The organism is Methylothermus subterraneus, from assembly GCF_054656915.1.
In genome coordinates, this window is record NZ_BAAHXK010000003.1 from 106,249 (window position 1) to 123,955 (window position 17,707).

A 17,707-nucleotide genomic window follows, 5' to 3' on the forward strand; every position below is an offset into this window, starting at 1 on the left:
ATGCGCGTGGATGTCGTTTGTATCGGCCAGGCCAGCTACGATCTGGTGTTCAAAGTCGACCATCACCCGGAGGCGGACGAAAAATGCGTCGCTTCCGAATTTATAGGCTGCGGCGGCGGGCCTGCCGCCAACGCCGCGGTCACGGTGGCAAGACTTGGGCGCCGGGCGGCTTTTGTAGGCTACTTGGGACGCGATCTTGGCGGTCAGGCGCACTTTCAGGAGTTGGTTCAGGAGGGGGTGGAGACCGCATTTGTGTACCGCGGCGATGCGCCTACGCCGGTGTCGGTGGTGCTGGTCAAACCGGATGGCCGGCGGGCCTTGGTCAATTACCGCGGCGCTACTTTGCCTTTGGCTGCCGAGGCGGTCGATCTTGAGGGGCTTGCGGCCAAGGTCGCGCTGTTCGACGGCCACGAGTTGGAGCTTTCCTGCCGGTTTCTGCCGTATTTTCAGCGGTCTGGCGCGGCTACGGTCCTGGATGCGGGTTCCCTCCACGCCGGAACCGAAAAGCTGATGTTTGAGGTCGACTACCTCATCGCCTCGCGCAAGTTCGCCGCGCAGTGGCTGGGACGGGACGATCCGCCGGAGGCGCTGGCGAAGCTCGCGGTCAAGGCCAAAACCTGCGTCATCACTTTGGGCGAGGAGGGCTTGATTTGGCAGCGCGGCGCAAGCCGCGGGGCGCTGCCGGCCTTCCCGGTCCAGGCGGTGGATACGACCGGGGCGGGCGACATCTTCCACGGCGCGTTTGCGGTGGCTCTTGCCGATGGGCTGAGTTGGCTTGAGTCCTTGCGCTTTGCCTCAGCCGCCGCAGCTTTGGGCTGCACCAAACTGGGCGCGCGCCCCGGCATTCCCTCCCGCGCCCAGGTGGAGGCGTTTTTGGCCGCGTCCGGATCAATCTAAGCTCACCGGATCCACGTCCAGCGACCAGCGGACCTTGCGCCGATCCGGTAAGGTGGCAAGATACGGGAGCAGCCGATCGAGCAGGTGATGCAGGGGGGGGCGCCTTTCCGCCTGGAGGAGCAGTTGGGCGCGGTAATAGCCGGCCCGTCTTGGCATCGGGGCAGGCGCCGGTCCGAGCACTTGGACCGCTTCGGCGGCCAAGCTTCTGGCGTGCGCTGCGGCTTGGTCGAGAAAGCGTTCCGGCCATTCGGGTTGGTGGGCTTCGGCCCGCAGCAGGGCCTGGTAACTGTAAGGGGGAAGGCCGGCGGTTCGGCGTTCTGCCAGCGCGTGCTTGGCAAATTCCGGATACCCCCCGCGGAGCAAGGCAGTCAACAGGGGGTGGTCGGGGTGGCGGGTTTGGATCAGCACTTGCCCGGGTTTTTCGGATCTTCCGGCGCGGCCTGCCACTTGCAAGACCTGCTGCGCCAACCGTTCGGACGCGCGGAAGTCGGTGCTGTAGAGGCCGGCGTCGGCATCGACGATGACTGCCAAGGTGACGTTGGGGAAATGGTGCCCTTTGGAGAGCATTTGCGTGCCGAGCAGCAGATCGACGTGACCTCGATGGACGGCGGCGATTGTTTTGTCCAGGCTGCCTTTGCGGCGGGTGGCGTCGCGGTCGAGGCGGGCGATGCGGGCGCTGGGAAATAAGGCGGACAGTTCGGTTTCGAGGCGTTCGGTGCCCTGTCCCAGGGCGCGCAGGTCTTTGGCTCTGCAGTTTGGGCAATGCGTGGGCAAAGATCGGGTATGGCCGCAATGGTGGCAGCAGAGGCGAAGTTCGCGGCGGTGCAGGCACAAGCGGGCGGCGCAGCGCGCGCAGTCGGCGACCCAGCCACAGGCGTGACAAATCAGAACGGGGGCAAAGCCGCGGCGGTTCAAGAACAGCAGCGCCTGCTCCGTTCGGCTTAAAGTGGCTTCGATCGCCGCCAGCACGGGCGGGGCGAGTCCCGCTTTGAGCGGGCGGTTGCGGATGTCTATCAATTTGAGGAGGGGCGCTTTAGCCTGGCCTGCGCGCTCGGGTAGGTACAGCAGACGATAGCGGCCTTGCTGAGCGTTGTGCAGGCTTTCCAAGGCGGGGGTGGCCGATCCCAACACGATCGGGATGCCCAGCTGGCGCGCCCGAGCCACGGCCACGTCGCGGGCGGAGAAGCGAAAGCCGTCCTGTTGTTTAAAGGAAGGGTCGTGTTCCTCATCGACCACGATCAGGCCGGGTCTGGCCATGGGGGCAAACACTGCCGATCGCGTGCCCAAGAGAATCGGCAGCTCACCGCGCTGAAAGCCGAGCCAATTACTCAGCCGCTCACCGGGACTGAGCCCGGAGTGATAGACCCCAATCGGGCAGGGAAGCCGATTTTGAAAGCGGGCTTTGAGCTGAGGGGTGAGGGCGATTTCTGGGAGCAAGACCAAGGCTTGACGCCCAAGCGCTAGGAGCTCGTGGATGATTTCCAGATAAACCTCGGTTTTGCCGCTGCCGGTCACTCCCTCCAGCAGGTAGGCGTGGAAGCGGTCCAGATTGGCGGCGACCGCCGCGACGGCCTGCCGTTGGGCGGCGTTGAGCTCAAAGCGCGCCTGGGTTTTCTGCCCGCTTAAGGTGGGCGGAGGTGCTTGTTCGATCTGCACCCAGCCCTTGGCGGCCAAAGCCTTGGCCGGGGAACGCCAGTCCCAATCTAGGCGGCTTAAAACCTCGGCCGTCAAGATTCCTTCATGTTGGCGCAGTAAACTCAGCAAAGCGGCTTGTTTGGCGGCGCGCGCCGGGGGTGTGGCGGTCTGACCAGACGGAGTCAGGCGCAGATGAATCCCGGCTTGAACCCGCGCCGGCCTCCCCTGGCGCAGCAGGGTAGGCAGCGCGCTGGCCAGGACCTCGCCGATGGGGTGATGATAGTAGCGCGCGGCCCAGCGCGCCAACGCCAGATCGGCAGCCCCGAGGAGAGGTTCATGGTCTAAATAGGCTATCGCTTGCCGCAGCCGGCTCTCGTCAACGGCGCTTATAGTGTCTACGCCCAAGACAATCCCTACTTGGAGCTTGCGTCCAAAGGGAACGGTCACGCGCACGCCAAGGCTGGGGGAAGGGTCAGGCTCGGAGGCTGGCGGTAAATAATCGAAGATCTTGGGAATGGGAGCCAAAACGGCGACTTTAAGAATGATCGGCATGCAGTCTAAGCGCCTTGGGAATGGTCGAACTTTGCAGTATTATCGCGCCATCTGCGAGGTCTTGAGGTTATTCACAAAATCTGTGGATAAGTTTGTGGAAAACTCGCGAAAATTCCTTCCGAAATCTCATGAATGCTTGGGTTCAATCAAGTTGGAAGATTTCTGGACAGCTAGTAAATAGCTAGCAAAAACAATAACTTAAAATAAAAGAGGGAACCGAAGGGAGGCGGCAGCGTAGGCGGAGATAGAGTTTGCGCTTTGGTTCTTGGCTGGTGGCTCACTAAAATGGAGGCTTGGATGGACTCTTTGTCGTTGCAGGTACTGCGCACTGACGCTTCCGGTCTGCCGTTGGAGTGGATCGGGTATCAGGAGGCGGTCAAGCTGTATTGCCTAGGGCAGGTGGCATACACCTGCGGTACACGCTTATATCGGATCCGCGGCGGGATCAACGCCCGCAGCGGGCGGCGCAGCGTGATCGAGATTCACTCCATCATCGCTACTTACGGCTATAGCCTGCAGCACAAGCATCATCGTCCCAATTATACGCCGCCTTTGAGCAACCGGACGCTGTTCCGGCGCGACGATTACCTGTGCCTGTATTGTGGGGGGCGGTTTCGGCATCGGGATCTGTCGCGCGATCACGTCACGCCTTTGAGTCGGGGCGGTACCGACACTTGGAACAACGTGGTAACCGCCTGCAAGCGCTGCAACAATTACAAGGCCGGCCGGACGCCAGAGGAGGCGGGAATGGAACTCATCGCCATTCCTTTTACGCCCACGCACGCCGAATACATCTACCTGCAGGGTCGCAGGATTTTGAGCGATCAGATGGAATTTCTTAGGGCCCATTTCCCCCGGCGCAGTCCACTCCATGCAAGGCTCAAAGCGCGGGATTAAGGCTTATCGCCAGCCGTTCCACAAGGACCAGCCGGCCAACAGCAAGAACGCGATCAAAGTCCAGCCTGGGATGCTCAGCCCTAGGAAAACCCAGTCTATTTTGCTGCACTCGCCGGTACCGCTGACTAAGAGCTTCAAGGTTTCGGTCAGCGGCAAGTGTTCAAACACGTAACTCAAGCCTGGGCCGCAGGCCGGCACTTCTTCCTCGGGCAGGTGCTGCAACCAAACGTGGCGCGCGGATACCGTAGCGCCGCCGAGCGCCAACGCCGCGGCGAAGGTGGCGTAGATCCTGCGGCCTAGACGCTGGGGATTGTGCCAGGCTGCAGCGCATAACACCAACCCGGCGAGAAGCACGAATACCCGTTGGGTGATGCACAAGGGACAGGGTTCTAGCCCCTGGACGAATTGAAGCCAAGCCGCCACCGCAAGCAGCCCGACGCAAAACAAAAAGCCCAGCAGAAAGCCAAGGCGGGGGGTAAGTCTCGTCCTCCATTCCCAATGCGGCCGTGCGTCTACCATATCAGAACGGTTTGATCGTCGCTAAAATCACGATGGCGAACAAAAACAGCACCGGGATCTCGTTGACCCAACGAAAAAACACGTGTCCGTGGCGGTTGCGGTCGCGGGCAAAATCGAGCAGCCACTTCCCGCAAGCCACGTGGTAAGCCACCAGCCCGCCAAGAAGAGCCAGTTTGGCGTGCAGCCAGCCCTGATTTCCATACAACGCCCAGGCATAATCGGCCAGCATCCAAAATCCAAAAACGAAAGTCAAAATCATCCCCGGCGTCATGATCCCGAAATACAGCTTGCGTTCCATGATCTTGAAGCGTTCGCGGCCGATCTCGTCCTCGGCGAGCGCGTGATAGACGAACAGGCGGGGCAAGTAGAACAGCCCGGCAAACCAGGTTACCATGAAAATCAGATGGAAAGCTTTAAGCCACATGCTTAAATTCTCCACGTTTGGGTAAACCCTGTCGAGAGTAAGTGGATGAAAAGCGAAGTTGCGCTTATAATTTGGCATTTGACTAACACTTTGAAGGAGATTGGATGCCTGCTATTCGCGTAAAAGAGAACGAACCGTTCGACGTTGCCTTGCGGCGCTTTAAACGCGCCTGTGAGAAAGCCGGTGTGCTGTCGGAGGTGCGCCGGCGAGAATATTACGAAAAGCCCTGCGAAGAGCGCAAACGCAGAGCGGCGGCTGCGGTTAAACGCCACTTGAAACGTTTGGCGCGGGAGCGCTTTGCGTTGGAAAACCTGCGTCGGGGCCGAGCGGTTGCCTGAAATGAGTCTCAAACACCGCATCCAAGAGGACATGAAAGCCGCGCTTAAGGGCGGCGACAAGTCCAGGCTTGCGGCGATTCGGCTGATTCTGGCGGCAATCAAGCAACGTGAAGTGGACGAGCGGATCGAGCTCGATGACGCCCAAGTGCTGGCGGTGCTGGATAAAATGGCCAAGCAACGGCGGGAATCCATCGCCCAGTTCGCCGCCGCCGGGCGCGCCGATCTGGCGGAGAAAGAGCAAGCCGAACTGGAAGTGATCCAGTCTTATTTGCCGCAGGCTTTGACCGAGGCTGAAATCGATGCTTTGATCCAAAGCGCCATCGCCGAGATCGGGGCGAAGGGGATACAAGACATGGGTAAAGTCATGGCCAAGCTCAAGCCCCAGGTCCAAGGGCGCGCCGACTTAAGCCAGGTGAGCGCCAAGGTCAAAGCGGCGCTCGCCCGGTGAGCGCGATGGCCCCGTTGGCCGGTAGCGATGGCGGGGCGTATCCCTGAGTCGTTTATAACCGAATTGTTGGCGCGGGCGGACATCGTCGAGGTGATCAACGCCCGCGTGCCGCTTAAAAAAACGGGCCGCAATTATGTGGCCCGTTGCCCTTTTCACGAGGAGAGAACCCCGAGTTTCACCGTCAGCCCGAGCAAGCAGCTTTACCACTGCTTTGGCTGTGGGGCTTCCGGCTCGGTTATCCGCTTTTTGATGGAGTACGATCGCCTGAGCTTCCCGGAGGCGGTCGAGACTCTCGCCGCCCAGTATGGCTTAAAAGTTCCACACGAATGGGAGCCCAATCAGGCAGCCGAAGAAGCGAGGCGGCAACGCTTACAAGCGCTTTACCAGATCAATCAAGAAGTCGCGGTTTTTTATGCTCACCAGCTCAAAACTCCAAGCGGAAAAGCGGCGGTCGATTATTTGCGCCAGCGCGGGGTGGACGGCAAGACGGCTCGACGCTACGGCCTAGGTTATGCGCCACCGGCCTTTGAAACCTTAAGCCGGCGGTTCGACGTGACTCTGTTAAAAGAAGTGGGTCTGGTCGTTGCCAAGGAAGATGGGGAGCATTACGACCGCTTCCGCCATCGCCTCATCTTTCCTATTCGCAACCGCCGCGGTCAGGTCGTCGGTTTTGGCGGGCGCGCCTTAGATAGCCGTGGCCCTAAGTACCTCAACTCCCCGGAAAGCCAAATTTTCACCAAGGGCCGCGAAGTCTATGGGCTGTACGAGTTGTGGCGTACAGGCGGTCGACCCGCGCGGATCGTGGTGGTGGAGGGCTACCTCGACGTTCTCGCTTTGGCGCAACACGGGATTCCCAATGCGGTCGCGATTTTGGGTACGGCCGTCACCTCCGAACACATCCAGTTGCTCTTCCAACACACGGAGGAGTTGGTGTTTTGCTTTGATGGCGACGCGGCTGGCGCGAAGGCGGCCTGGCGTGCGCTCGAGGCGGCTTTGCCGCACCTGCAGCCGGGGCGCAAAGTGCGCTTTCTGTGGTTGCCGCCAGGGGAAGACCCGGATTCCTTGGTTCGTAGCCAGGGGGTTGAGGAATTTACGCGCCGGCTGCATCAGGCCGAACCGCTGTCGGCCTACTTCTTTCGGGCGGTAAGCGAGGGCTTGGATCTTTCCCAACTGGAGGATCGCCTCGCTCTGCGGGAGCGGGCTAGGCCGCTGTTGCGGCGCCTTCAGGACGGGGAGTTTCGCCGCATGATGGAGGATCGCCTGGTGGAACTTGCCGGCACTCCGATCGTCGAAAGAAATGTTCAGGCCAAGCCACAGGAGTTGGGTTTGCGTGGGCCGCGCCTGGAGGAACGGGTAGCGGCTCTCTTGCTTCATCACCCTCGGGCGTTTGAACGGTTGCCGGCTGAATTCTTGGAGGCGGCGCGGGCAGGTCAACATGGAGAATTGCTGGCGCACTTGGTATCGGCTTGGGACGCGCAGACGCTTAACTCTGAACTTTTGCGGGATAAATTGCAAAATAGCCCTTATGAAGCCAAGTTGCGGGAATTGTTGGCGCAGAAAGAGCTCCAAGCCATACGCGAGCCGGAAAAAGAGCTTTTGGACGCGGCTTTTGTCCTGCAGCGAAAGGCGCGCAGGTTACGCCTTAAGGCCTTGACCCAAAAAGCAGACACGGAAGGGTTAAGCGCGCAGGAAAAAGCCGAACTGCGTCGGCTGATGGGAGAAGATCTCTGCTTTTAAGTTGTGCAGTGGTTATTGCTATAATTTAAAGCTTTCTTCTGCCGCAGGGTGCAATATTGACAGGTTAAATCGATTATGAACCGAGAGCAGCAACAGTCGCAGATCAAAGAACTCATTGCGCGGGGGAAAATGCAAGGGTATTTGACGTACTCTGAGGTCAACGATCACTTGCCCAGCGATATTATCGATCCCGACCAAGTGGAAGATATTATCGCCATGATCAACGACATGGGCATCGAAGTGGTGGAAGAGGCCCCAGACGATGGCCAGTTGCTGCCCGATGTAGTCGTGAGCGACGAAGAGGAAGCGGCTGAGGTGGCTGCTGCTTTGGTGGCAGACGACAGCGAGTTTGGTCGGACGACCGACCCGGTGCGGATGTATATGCGCGAGATGGGGACGGTTGAGCTCTTAACTCGCGAAGGGGAGCTCGAGCTGGCCAAGCGGATCGAGGAAGGTCAAAATCAAGTGGCTGAGGCTTTATCCCGCTTTCCCAAGGTGGTCGAGCATTTCATTCATTGCTTCGAGCAAGTCGTCAACGGCCAAGCCAAGGTGACCGACTTCATTTCGGATTTTATCGAAGCCGGCGGGCTGGACGAAGACGAGATCGAAGAAGACGACTTGCTGGTTGTTAATGAGGACGATGCGGAAATAATCGCAGAGTCTAAGGGGCCCGACCTGGAAGAGGTCAAGGCTAAGTTGGAGCTCGTAAAGACCCGTTACCAGGAAGTCCTCAATTGCCTAAAGCAATACGGCTACGAGGACAAGCGCACGCAAGAGGCCTACGCGGGGCTGGCCGAAATCTTCATGGAGTTTCGGCGCACGCCGCAGTTTTTCAAAGAGTTGACCGAGATCTTGGCGGCAGTGGTGGCGGAGATCCGGCAAGAAGAAAAGCGGATTCTCGACCTGTGCGTGAAACAGGCGCAGATGCCGCGCAAGCTGTTCATCGAGACGTTTGTCGGGCACGAAACCGATCCTCAGTGGTTAGAATCGCACCTAAATTCCGGCGAACCCTACGCGGAGGCTTTGAAAGCGTGTGCGGACGAGATTCGGCGGGCCCAAAGCCGGCTTTTGGCTATTGAACAAGCCAATTACCTAAGCATCGACCAAATCAAGGACATCAACCGCCGCGTCTCCATCGGCGAGGCCAAGGCGCGCCGCGCCAAGAAGGAAATGATCGAGGCCAATCTAAGGCTGGTCATCTCCATCGCTAAGAAATACACAAATCGCGGTCTGCAGTTTTTGGATTTGATCCAGGAAGGCAATATCGGCCTGATGAAGGCGGTGGATAAATTTGAATACCGGCGCGGATATAAGTTTTCTACCTATGCCACTTGGTGGATTCGTCAGGCGATTACCCGCTCGATCGCCGATCAAGCGCGCACCATCCGCATCCCGGTGCACATGATCGAGACCATCAACAAGCTCAATCGGGTATCGCGCCAGATGCTCCAGGAAATGGGGCGCGAGCCTACGCCCGAGGAATTGGCCCGGCGCATGGATATGCCGGAGGACAAGGTGCGCAAGGTGCTCAAGATCGCCAAAGAACCGATTTCTATGGAGACGCCGATCGGCGACGATGAGGACTCGCACTTGGGCGATTTCATCGAAGACTCCAAAGCGATGTCTCCGGTCGAGGCGGCCACGATCGAAGGGTTGCGCGAGGCGATGCAGAACGTGCTGTCCAGTCTCACCGCTCGGGAAGCCAAGGTGCTCAGGATGCGGTTTGGGATCGACATGAATACGGACCATACGCTGGAGGAAGTCGGCAAGCAGTTCGACGTGACCCGCGAGCGGATCCGTCAGATCGAAGCCAAAGCGCTGCGCAAGCTGCGCCATCCTTCGCGTTCGGAGGTGTTGCGCAGCTTCCTCGAGGATTGATTGCTTGCAGGGCCCTTAGCTCAGTCGGTTAGAGCAGGGGACTCATAATCCCTGGGTCGTAGGTTCGAGTCCTACAGGGCCCACCAATTAGCCACCCGACCAGCAAAGCACCTGCTTAGTTGAAGAACGTCGGCCAAGTTGCCCCAAGCGAGAGCGCCATCGCCAGGTTCACGCTGCCGGCCGAGAGGCCTTTGATTGCCGCCATCTAGCTTGCGTCCGCGAGCGACACCTTGCGGGTCAGGTTGTTGTCTATATCCTACGCAAGACACGCGCCGGAAAGTCGGAACCCTTTTGGCCAGCTGAGCACGCCCGCTCCTAAGGCGATGGCGAGCATCCCCAAGGCGGATCCGCCGATCGAAGTTTTCCCGGAATCGAACCACGCCAGCAGCGCAGTGAACACGCTCTTAGTGTTGAGCAGCGACGCGCTGGACGCTGGCATACGGGTCAGCCCAAACATCAACAATACTGGGCCCACTATGCCTCTGGCGACGATCGTTCGTAATAGAAGAACTGCTTCGTGCGCGGGGCGCTCAAGGCTCTGGGCTGCGCGGCGCCGGGCGCAAGAAGGGCACCCTAGCCGGCCATGCTTTCAAAGCGGGTGAGCAGGTATTCTCGCAACGCCACGGCTTGATTGTGTTCTGGGTCGTGGGCCGAATACAACAGGGTCACGGTGCGTTTAGCTGCGATTTGAACAAGCATTCGGACGCTCTCAAGATTCCGGTCAAGTTCTGCAAAGTAGCGGTTCTTAAATTCGTCCCACTTTGAGGGGTCATGAGCGAACCACCTTCTCAAAGCGGTGCTCGGCGCTACCTCCCGTAGCCACAAATTGGCCCGAACCTGTTCCTTTTTCAGTCGACGAGGCCACACCCGATCTACAAGCACGCGAAAGCCGTCCTGGTCCTCAGGCGGTTCATAAACTCGTTTTGTACGTATGGTCGGTGTCATGGCATCCTCCAGCTTATAGCTTGCGCTTTAGCCGCCTTCTCCTTGAATCTCTCCAACCCAAAGATAAACGACCCCTTAAGGTTTTCGCCACCTGTATCCCTTGGGACGCGCGCACCCGCCGCGACGGGAGCATAAGACCGAAAAGGGTACGAAGCTGCGGAGCCTTTCGAACCATGACCGGGTCCTACGGCGGGACGCACCGCGAGCTGGCTTAAAGATTGTCCATTGCCGGATCGAGCCTGAGGTCGGCAAAATAGAACCCGTCGCGTTCCACGACCTCACCCACCGTTGCCCGCAGCGGCTCGCGGAACATGGGCCCGGCAAGGACGCAGGTGTGAAACTCCCCGTTTTCGCCGCAAGGATCGACCCCTTCTGGCAGTTCGTCGAGGAAGGCATGATCGAACCTACGGCCGGCGAACGACGGCGAGAGCTTCTTTGGATCCACACACGTGACGACCGCCTCGACGCCGGCATCAACCATTTGACGCGCGAGCAGCTCAGTCGGCTCGTGCCAGATCGGAAACAGCGGCTTAAGGCCGGAGCCCTCGAGTTGCTTGATCCGGTAGGCGCGGATGTCCTCCAGGAACAAGTCTCCGAAAGCCACGTGCGTTGCTCCTATCTTGATCCCGTCTTGGATCGCCCTGCGCATGGCGCGCTCATACTCTTCATTGGAACAGGGCCACGGCAAGGGGACGACTTGGAGCGGAAGCCCGACCGCGCGCGCCTGCGCCTCGAGGATCGTCAGGCGAGTCGAGTGCATGGCGACTCGCCCGTGGGTGGTGTTGACGGTGGTCAGGAGGCCGACCACTTCGACGTTCGGGTCGTTCCGAAGCACGTGCAAGGTCCAGGCGCTGTCCTTGCCCGAACTCCAGGAAAGCAGCACGCGGTGCGACATCAGCCGAACACCCCGGAAGCGCGATTGACCACCGCTGGATTGTTCACACATACAGGCGGCGGCAGCCCAGCCGGTAGGGGATGCACGTCAGGGTGCAGGGTATGCGCGAGGATTTCCAAACTATCCACCAATCTAGGCCCCGGACGGCTGAAGTAGTGCGAACCGTCCGTTACATACACCCGACCGGAGCGGACCGCGGGCAGGTCCTGCCATGCAGGAACGGATCGCAAAAGTGCCAGATCGCGCAATGTCCGCTCCGCGCTGAAGCCGCAGCAGGCGATGAAGACGACCTCCGGCTGCCAGACCCGCACCTCTTCCCAGCCAAGCGTGCGCGACGGCTGGCCCTCCTTCCCCAGCCCTTCGATCCCTCCCGCCAAACGCACCAATTCGGGATTCCAATGGCCGCAGGAGAACGGCGGGTCGAGCCATTCCAGCAAGGCCACGCGCGGTCGCTGGTGCAACGTGGCCGAACGTGCGACGACGGCCTCGATGCGAGCCGTGAGCCTGGTGATGACTTCCTCTGCAGACCGCTCCACACCCACTGCCGTCGCCACCTGCCGGATGGAGGTGAAGATGTCCGAAAGGGTTTGCGGTTCCAAGTGGATCACCCGTGGGCTGCCAGGAAGGGTGCAGACTGCGGCTTGCACCTCCTCTGCGGCCACCGCGCAGACGTCGCAAAGCGCCTGGGTGACGATCAGGTCAGGCCGCAGTGCCTTCAGCACGGGCAGGTCGAGTGTGTACAACGCGTGCTGTGTCTGCAATCTCCGACGCACCAAGCGGTCGATCTCGCCGCTGGATGCATCGGTGGGAATCAGCGTGCGCGTGACCTTCGGCAGTCGCCGGACGAACGGCGGATAGTCGCACTCATGGGTGACTCCCACCAGTTGATCTTGCAGACCCAGTGCACAAATGATCTCCGTCGCACTGGGGAGCAGCGAAACGATTCTCACGAGCCGCCTTCCGAGAAGACCATTGCTGGTTCGCGCAGCGCGGGAAACCCCTTTTCAGCCAGCGCTAGGCCACTGAAGAGCACAGCGCGTACACCGCGTCGCCCAGCAGGGTGTTGGGAAAGAACGGGATGGCTGCCGTATAACAGGCGACCAATCCCTCCCAGGTCTTGGGATAAAAGGACCCCAGCGCCCAGACGCCAAAGTTGGTCAGGATGAAAAACAGGACTGAGCCGGCCAAGGTGGCTCTCGCAATCGGTAAGACGGTGCGGCGACTTCGAAGCCAAAACCCCAGACAGACGATCAAGGCAAAACTGCCGTAAACCACAGGGATGAGCCTGTGCAAGCCTAAAGACAGGTCGCCGCTCATCAGGCCGATTGCCAGATCGCTCAGGAACATCGCCGCCATCGGCACGGCAAAAGCCGCGCGCCGATCGGCAAAGCAGGCTCCGCCAAAAAGGGCCATCGCGCCCACGGGTGTAAAGTTGGGCGGATGCGGAAGCAGCCTAAAGGCGGCCGCCGTTAGGATCATAGCCACAAGCATGAGGAAACGAAGTCGGTACATACCTCTGTTCCTATAGGTAATCGGCATTTCATCGTAGGTACGCCCATCCAGATCGCGCCCGGTCAAATCCTTGCGGGCGCTGCCCCACTGTTTGAAGAAGAACGGCACGTTCCGCTTTTTGCATTGCTCGTGGATCGAACGCACCCGATCGATGGCACCGGTCGCGCGCCGGGGCCCGATTCGCCGCCTACCATTGAACGTTGTCGTAAATCTGCGGCATCGGTATCATTTTAACGTTCGCCGTTTTCCAGATCGCCGGCACAAACCAACGGGGCATAAAAAAGCCCCGCGTATCGCGGGGCTTTGCGGTTGGGGCAGCTTAGAATTCCTCTTCTTCTGAAGGCGAGGGGACAGGGGGGGTTTTTTCCTTCTTTGGAAGTTCTGCCACCATCGCCTCGGTGGTCAGCATCAAACCCGCCACCGAAGCGGCGTTTTGCAGAGCCGTGCGGGTGACTTTGGTGGGATCGAGGATGCCCATTGCGATCATGTCGCCAAATTCGCCGGTCGCTGCGTTGTAGCCGAAGTTTCCGCTGTTTTCCTGCACCTTACGCAGGATCACGGAAGGCTCCTCGCCAGCGTTTTTGGCGATTTGGCGCAGCGGCTCTTCGATCGCCCGGCGCAGGATCGCGATCCCCGTCGTTTGGTCGTGATTTTTGCCTTTGAGGTTTTGCAAGGCCGCTTGGGCTCGGATCAGCGCCACTCCGCCGCCCGGCACGATACCCTCTTCAACTGCGGCTCGGGTGGCGTGGAGGGCGTCTTCCACGCGCGCCTTTTTCTCCTTCATCTCCACTTCGGTGGCCGCACCGACCCGGATCACCGCCACCCCGCCGGCCAACTTCGCCAGGCGTTCTTGGAGCTTTTCCCGATCGTAGTCGGACGTGGCCTCTTCGATTTCCGCCCGAATCTGCTTGATTCGACCCTCGATTTCGGCTTTGCTGCCGGCGCCGTCGACGATGGTGGTGTTCTCTTTCTCTACCCGGACTTTACGCGCCCGGCCCAAATCCTGAAGTTCGGTCTTTTCCAAAGCCAATCCGACTTCTTCGGAGATGACTTTGCCTCCGGTGAGGATGGCGATGTCTTGCAGCATGGCTTTACGCCGATCGCCAAATCCTGGGGCTTTTACCGCACACGTTTTGAGGATGCCGCGTAGGTTGTTCACGACCAAGGTGGCTAAGGCTTCGCCTTCCACGTCCTCGGCAATCACCAAGAGCGGCTTACCGGCCTTAGCGACTTTTTCCAGAATTGGCAGGAGATCGCGGATGCTGGAGATCTTTTTGTCGTGGATCAGGATGTAAGGGTCTTCGAGCTCGGCGCTCATAGTCTCCTGATTGGTGATGAAGTAAGGCGACAGGTAGCCGCGGTCAAATTGCATGCCTTCCACGACTTCCAGCTCGTTCTCTAGCCCCGAGCCTTCCTCGACCGTGATCACGCCTTCCTTGCCCACTTTTTCCATGGCGTCGGCGATGAGTTTGCCGATGGCCTCGTCGTTATTAGCAGAAATCGTACCGACCTGGGCAATGGCTTTGCTGTCGGTGCAGGGACGGGAGAGTTTTTTGAGCTCCTCGACGCAGACGTGGACCGCCTGGTCGATGCCGCGCTTGATGTCCATGGGGTTGGCGCCGGCGGCGACCGATTTGATTCCTTCCCGCAGGATCGCTTGCGCCAGCACGGTGGCGGTAGTCGTGCCGTCGCCGGCCACGTCGGCGGTCTTGGAGGCGACTTCCTTGACCATCTTAGCGCCCATGTCCATGAATTTGTCCTTGAGCTCGATCTCCTTGGCCACGGTGACGCCGTCTTTGGTCACGGTCGGGGCGCCGAAGCTTTTCTCCAATACGACGTTGCGGCCTTTGGGGCCTAAAGTCTGCTTGACCGCCTCGGCCAAGATGTTGACGCCCGCAAGCAGGCGATGCCGAGCGTCTTCGGAAAACAGGATCTCTTTTGCTGCCATAGCACCTCCTTCCAAACCAGCTTAAGCCGAAAGCTGTTAGCACTCATTTATCAAGGCTGCTAATAATATAATAATCTCACTTTATTTTTCAAGCCTTCCGCGAAACGCGCTTTCTGGTTCCAGCCGGATTTCTTACAATGTGCCGGGATTAATTAGAGGCCGACCTATGTGGAGGATGATCAAACAGCTTTTCAAATACTTTCTGCTCGGGGTGGTGGCGGTCATCCCGATTCTGGTGACGATCCAAATCGTGCTTTTCACCAAGCAGATTCTGACCGACATCATCGTCAGTCTTTACGGTTATTCCGCCAGCTATTCGTTTACCACCACCTTGCTGGCATCGAGCGTTGCCTTGCTCACTTACATCGGCTACTCGCTGGCAAGATACCGCCGTTCGCTCATCATTTCCGCCTTCGATGCCGTCATCGGCAAGATCCCTTTGCTCAATACCATTTATCGGGTCACCCAGAAGGTGTTGGCGATGTTTGCGACCGAGGAAAAAACCGCCAAACGCGAAGTGGTGTACGTGGAATATCCCAAGGAAGGAGTTTGGATGCTGGCTTACGTGACGAATCAAATAGGGGAGGTATATGTCTTGTTTATCCCCACCTCCCCTAACCCCACCTCCGGCTTTACGGTGATGGTCCATCAATCCAAGGTGGTCAAGTCGAGAATGAGCATCGAGCAGGCGGCAGGCTTTGTGATCAGCGTCGGCGCCGATTATCCTATACCGGAGGAAGCGGCAAAAATCCCTTCCTTCCAGGCCGTCAGAGCCTTAGGTAGCGCAGGCGATTAGCGTTGCTTACCACCGTTACCGAAGACATCGCCATGGCGGCCCCGGCGATCATCGGATTGAGCAAAATGCCAAAGAAGGGATAGAGCAACCCCGCCGCGACCGGGATGGCCAAGACGTTATAGACGAACGCGCCAAGCAGGTTCTGTTTGATGTTGCGCACCGTCGCCCGCGAGAGTTTCATGGTTTCCGGCACCTTGCGCAGCGACCCTTGCATGATCACCACGTCTCCGGTCTCGATGGCGATGTCGGTTCCGGTGCCGATAGCAAAGCCGACGTTTGCCTGAGCGAGCGCCGGAGCGTCGTTGATGCCGTCGCCCACCATGCCCACGATTTCACCGCGTCCTTGCAGTTCGCGTACTACCTTGGCCTTGTCTTCCGGCAGCACCTGGGCGCGCACCTCATCGACGCCGGCTTCGCGGGCGATGGCGCGGGCGGTTTTCTCGTTGTCGCCGGTCACCATCCAGACCTTCACCCCCATGGCCTTGAGCTCAGAGATCGCCTGTTTGGAGTCGGGTTTGATCGTATCGGCCACGACCACGATCCCAGCCACCTGCTTGGCCACCGCCAGGACCACGGGCGTTTGGCCCTGCTCTGCATAAGCGTCCAAGCGTGGAGCAACAGATCCTAAGTCGATCCCTGCTTCTTTAAGAAGCGCCAGATTGCCAAACAGGACTTGCTGGCCGTTGAGTTTGGCGCGCACGCCTTTGCCGGCCACGGCGGCAAAACCGCTCGCGGCCAGCAAGGCTTGCCCACGGGCTTGGGCCTCGCTCAAAATGGCTCCCGCCAGGGGATGTTCGGAACCGGCCTCGACGCTCGCGGCCAGTTGCAGCACTTGCTCCTCGGTCCAGCCAGGCATGGCTTCGATCGCCGTCACTTTCGGTTTGCCCGCGGTCACCGTTCCGGTTTTGTCCAGCACCACCGTGGTCAAGCGGCCAGCGCTCTGCAGCGCCTCGCCGTTGCGGATCAAAATCCCGCTTTGCGCCGCCCGACCGACCGCCACCATGATCGAGATCGGCGTCGCCAAGCCCAAAGCGCACGGGCAGGCGATGACCAGCACCGTCATCGAGGTCACGAAGGCATAGCCTAAGGCAGGTTCGGGGCCCACCGCCCACCAGACCAGAAAGCTAAAAGCGGCGATTCCCACGACCGCCGGTACGAATACCGCCGCCACCTGATCCACTAGGCGGCCGATTTCAGGCTTGCTGCTTTGGGCGCGGCGTACCGACTCGATGATGTGCGCCAGCACGGTGTCCCGGCCGATGCGGGTCGCCTTCATCAGGAAGCTGCCCATCAGGTTCACCGTGCCGCCGATCACCTCGTCGCCCTCGGCTTTCTCGACCGGAATGGATTCCCCGGTGAGCATGGATTCGTCGACGCTGGAGTGACCTTCGACGAGGACCCCATCGACCGGAATCTTTTCCCCCGGGCGCACGCGCAGGATTTCCCCTACCCCTACTTGCTCGATCGGCACGTCGAGCTCTTTGCCGTCGCGTACTACGCGGGCGGTTCTGGGTTGTAACCCGATCAGGGCGCGGATCGCCGCCGAAGCGCGGCCGCGCGCGCGGGTCTCCAGGGCCCCGCCTAGAGTCACGAAGGCGATGATGATGACCGCCGCCTCAAAGTAAGGATGGGTCGCCTCGCGCGGCAGGACCTCGGCGAAATCGATCACGAGGGTGGAGTACAACCAGGCCGAACCGGTGCCCAGGGCGATCAGGGTGTCCATGTTGGCCGCCCCACCGCGCAGCGATTTGAGCGCGCCGCTGAAGAAATGGCCGCCGGCGTAGTACATCACCAAAAACGTGATCAAGGCGATCACAGACCAAACGTTGCTGCCTTCGGGCGTGCCGATCTTGGGCCAAATCTCCAGCCATTCGCCGACCATCAGCGGAACGCCCCAGGCCGCCGCCAACGCGGACTTGGTCAGTAAACTCCGGTACCGTTCTTCTTCAAGCCGCTCCTGGACTTCCAGGTCTTCCAGGCTCTCCATCACCGCGGCGTCGTAACCGACTTCCTGGAGCGCCGCCCGCAGTTGTTCGGGGCTGGCGGTGCCTTCGACGATAGCGGAATGATCGGCGAAGTTGACGTGGACCGCCTTGACTCCCCGCACCCCTTTGAGCGCGTTTTCTACCGTCTTGACGCAACCTGCACACCGCATGCCGATGATGGACAGACGGATGCTGGGCTCGCTCTCTACACGCCCGGGTTGATCGATTGCGACTGCCATGGGAATCCTCTTCTGCTTTCACACCACAAATCCAAATTCTCACGCAAACTGCCGGCGAAAGC

17 protein-coding genes, 1 tRNA gene and 1 pseudogene are annotated in these 17,707 nt (G+C 59.7%); 8 read left to right on the forward strand and 11 right to left on the reverse strand.

Annotation, left to right across the window (positions count from 1 at the left end; translation table 11 throughout):
- Positions 1–897 (forward strand): carbohydrate kinase family protein, encoded by an 897-nt coding sequence (locus tag ACYQ3M_RS03930; protein WP_460034754.1) that lies wholly within the window; start codon positions 1–3, stop codon positions 895–897.
- Here ACYQ3M_RS03930 and ACYQ3M_RS03935 read toward each other — a convergent pair.
- Positions 889–3,084 carry a primosomal protein N' gene (locus tag ACYQ3M_RS03935; protein ID WP_460034755.1) on the reverse strand — a complete coding sequence of 732 codons (2,196 nt, stop codon included), beginning with the start codon at positions 3,082–3,084 and terminating at the stop codon, positions 889–891. The genes ACYQ3M_RS03930 and ACYQ3M_RS03935 overlap by 9 nt on opposite strands.
- 297 nt (positions 3,085–3,381) lie before the next feature.
- Here ACYQ3M_RS03935 and ACYQ3M_RS03940 point away from each other — a divergent pair, with 297 nt between their 5' ends.
- Complete coding sequence (locus ACYQ3M_RS03940) at positions 3,382–3,981, forward strand: HNH endonuclease (RefSeq protein WP_460034756.1); 600 nt, start codon at positions 3,382–3,384, stop codon at positions 3,979–3,981.
- 3 nt (positions 3,982–3,984) lie between these two features.
- Here ACYQ3M_RS03940 and ACYQ3M_RS03945 read toward each other — a convergent pair whose 3' ends face one another.
- The gene (locus ACYQ3M_RS03945) at positions 3,985–4,500 is read right to left on the reverse strand and encodes a disulfide bond formation protein B (protein ID WP_460034757.1); all 516 of its coding nucleotides are present in this window, start codon (positions 4,498–4,500) and stop codon (positions 3,985–3,987) included.
- Position 4,501: 1 nt separating this feature from the next.
- Positions 4,502–4,924: a protoporphyrinogen oxidase HemJ gene (gene hemJ / locus ACYQ3M_RS03950; protein ID WP_460034758.1), complete on the reverse strand. Its 423-nt coding sequence runs from the start codon at positions 4,922–4,924 to the stop codon at positions 4,502–4,504.
- A 104-nt stretch (positions 4,925–5,028) separates the two neighbouring features.
- On the opposite strand from hemJ, the gene rpsU reads away from it, so the two are divergent.
- The 5 genes from rpsU to ACYQ3M_RS03975 all read left to right on the forward strand — a co-directional run bounded on the left by rpsU (position 5,029) and on the right by ACYQ3M_RS03975 (position 9,411).
- Complete coding sequence (gene rpsU, locus ACYQ3M_RS03955; RefSeq protein ID WP_460034759.1) at positions 5,029–5,262, forward strand: 30S ribosomal protein S21; 234 nt, start codon at positions 5,029–5,031, stop codon at positions 5,260–5,262.
- A 1-nt stretch (position 5,263) separates the two neighbouring features.
- A complete protein-coding gene (locus tag ACYQ3M_RS03960; RefSeq protein WP_460034760.1) occupies positions 5,264–5,710 on the forward strand; it encodes a GatB/YqeY domain-containing protein in 447 nt (148 codons plus the stop codon).
- 27 nt (positions 5,711–5,737) lie between these two features.
- Positions 5,738–7,447 (forward strand): DNA primase, encoded by a 1,710-nt coding sequence (gene dnaG / locus ACYQ3M_RS03965; protein WP_460034761.1) that lies wholly within the window; start codon positions 5,738–5,740, stop codon positions 7,445–7,447.
- A 75-nt stretch (positions 7,448–7,522) separates the two neighbouring features.
- Complete coding sequence (gene rpoD / locus ACYQ3M_RS03970) at positions 7,523–9,325, forward strand: RNA polymerase sigma factor RpoD (protein WP_460034762.1); 1,803 nt, start codon at positions 7,523–7,525, stop codon at positions 9,323–9,325.
- A 9-nt stretch (positions 9,326–9,334) separates the two neighbouring features.
- Positions 9,335–9,411 (forward strand) — tRNA-Ile (locus ACYQ3M_RS03975).
- A gap of 170 nt (positions 9,412–9,581) precedes the next feature.
- Here ACYQ3M_RS03975 and ACYQ3M_RS03980 read toward each other — a convergent pair.
- The 7 genes and pseudogenes from ACYQ3M_RS03980 to groL all read right to left on the reverse strand — a co-directional run bounded on the left by ACYQ3M_RS03980 (position 9,582) and on the right by groL (position 14,625).
- On the reverse strand, positions 9,582–9,764 hold the full coding sequence (locus tag ACYQ3M_RS03980) for a hypothetical protein (protein WP_460034763.1): 183 nt from the start codon (positions 9,762–9,764) through the stop codon (positions 9,582–9,584).
- A gap of 134 nt (positions 9,765–9,898) precedes the next feature.
- Positions 9,899–10,270, reverse strand: a complete 372-nt coding sequence (locus ACYQ3M_RS03985) for a DUF488 domain-containing protein (protein ID WP_460034764.1) — start codon at positions 10,268–10,270, stop codon at positions 9,899–9,901.
- A gap of 211 nt (positions 10,271–10,481) precedes the next feature.
- Positions 10,482–11,165: a Dph6-related ATP pyrophosphatase gene (locus ACYQ3M_RS03990; RefSeq protein ID WP_460034765.1), complete on the reverse strand. Its 684-nt coding sequence runs from the start codon at positions 11,163–11,165 to the stop codon at positions 10,482–10,484.
- Positions 11,165–12,115: a cobalamin-binding protein gene (locus ACYQ3M_RS03995; protein ID WP_460034766.1), complete on the reverse strand. Its 951-nt coding sequence runs from the start codon at positions 12,113–12,115 to the stop codon at positions 11,165–11,167. The genes ACYQ3M_RS03990 and ACYQ3M_RS03995 overlap by 1 nt, the downstream gene beginning before the upstream one ends.
- 64 nt (positions 12,116–12,179) lie before the next feature.
- Entirely contained in the window at positions 12,180–12,677 is a 498-nt protein-coding gene (locus ACYQ3M_RS04000) for a DUF6580 family putative transport protein (RefSeq protein ID WP_460034870.1), read from the reverse strand.
- A gap of 33 nt (positions 12,678–12,710) precedes the next feature.
- Positions 12,711–12,821 (reverse strand): annotated as a pseudogene (locus ACYQ3M_RS04005) (DUF5131 family protein); the annotation flags it as partial.
- A gap of 175 nt (positions 12,822–12,996) precedes the next feature.
- A complete protein-coding gene (groL, locus tag ACYQ3M_RS04010) occupies positions 12,997–14,625 on the reverse strand; it encodes a chaperonin GroEL (protein WP_460034767.1) in 1,629 nt (542 codons plus the stop codon).
- A 175-nt stretch (positions 14,626–14,800) separates the two neighbouring features.
- Between groL and ACYQ3M_RS04015 the strand changes: the two genes are divergently transcribed.
- A complete protein-coding gene (locus tag ACYQ3M_RS04015) occupies positions 14,801–15,421 on the forward strand; it encodes a DUF502 domain-containing protein (RefSeq protein ID WP_460034768.1) in 621 nt (206 codons plus the stop codon).
- Here the strand turns inward: ACYQ3M_RS04015 and ACYQ3M_RS04020 are convergent.
- Positions 15,393–17,645, reverse strand: coding sequence for a heavy metal translocating P-type ATPase (locus ACYQ3M_RS04020; protein WP_460034769.1), 2,253 nt, complete (start codon positions 17,643–17,645; stop codon positions 15,393–15,395). The two genes, ACYQ3M_RS04015 and ACYQ3M_RS04020, sit on opposite strands and share 29 nt — an antisense overlap.
- Between the last annotated feature and the right edge of the window lie 62 nt (positions 17,646–17,707).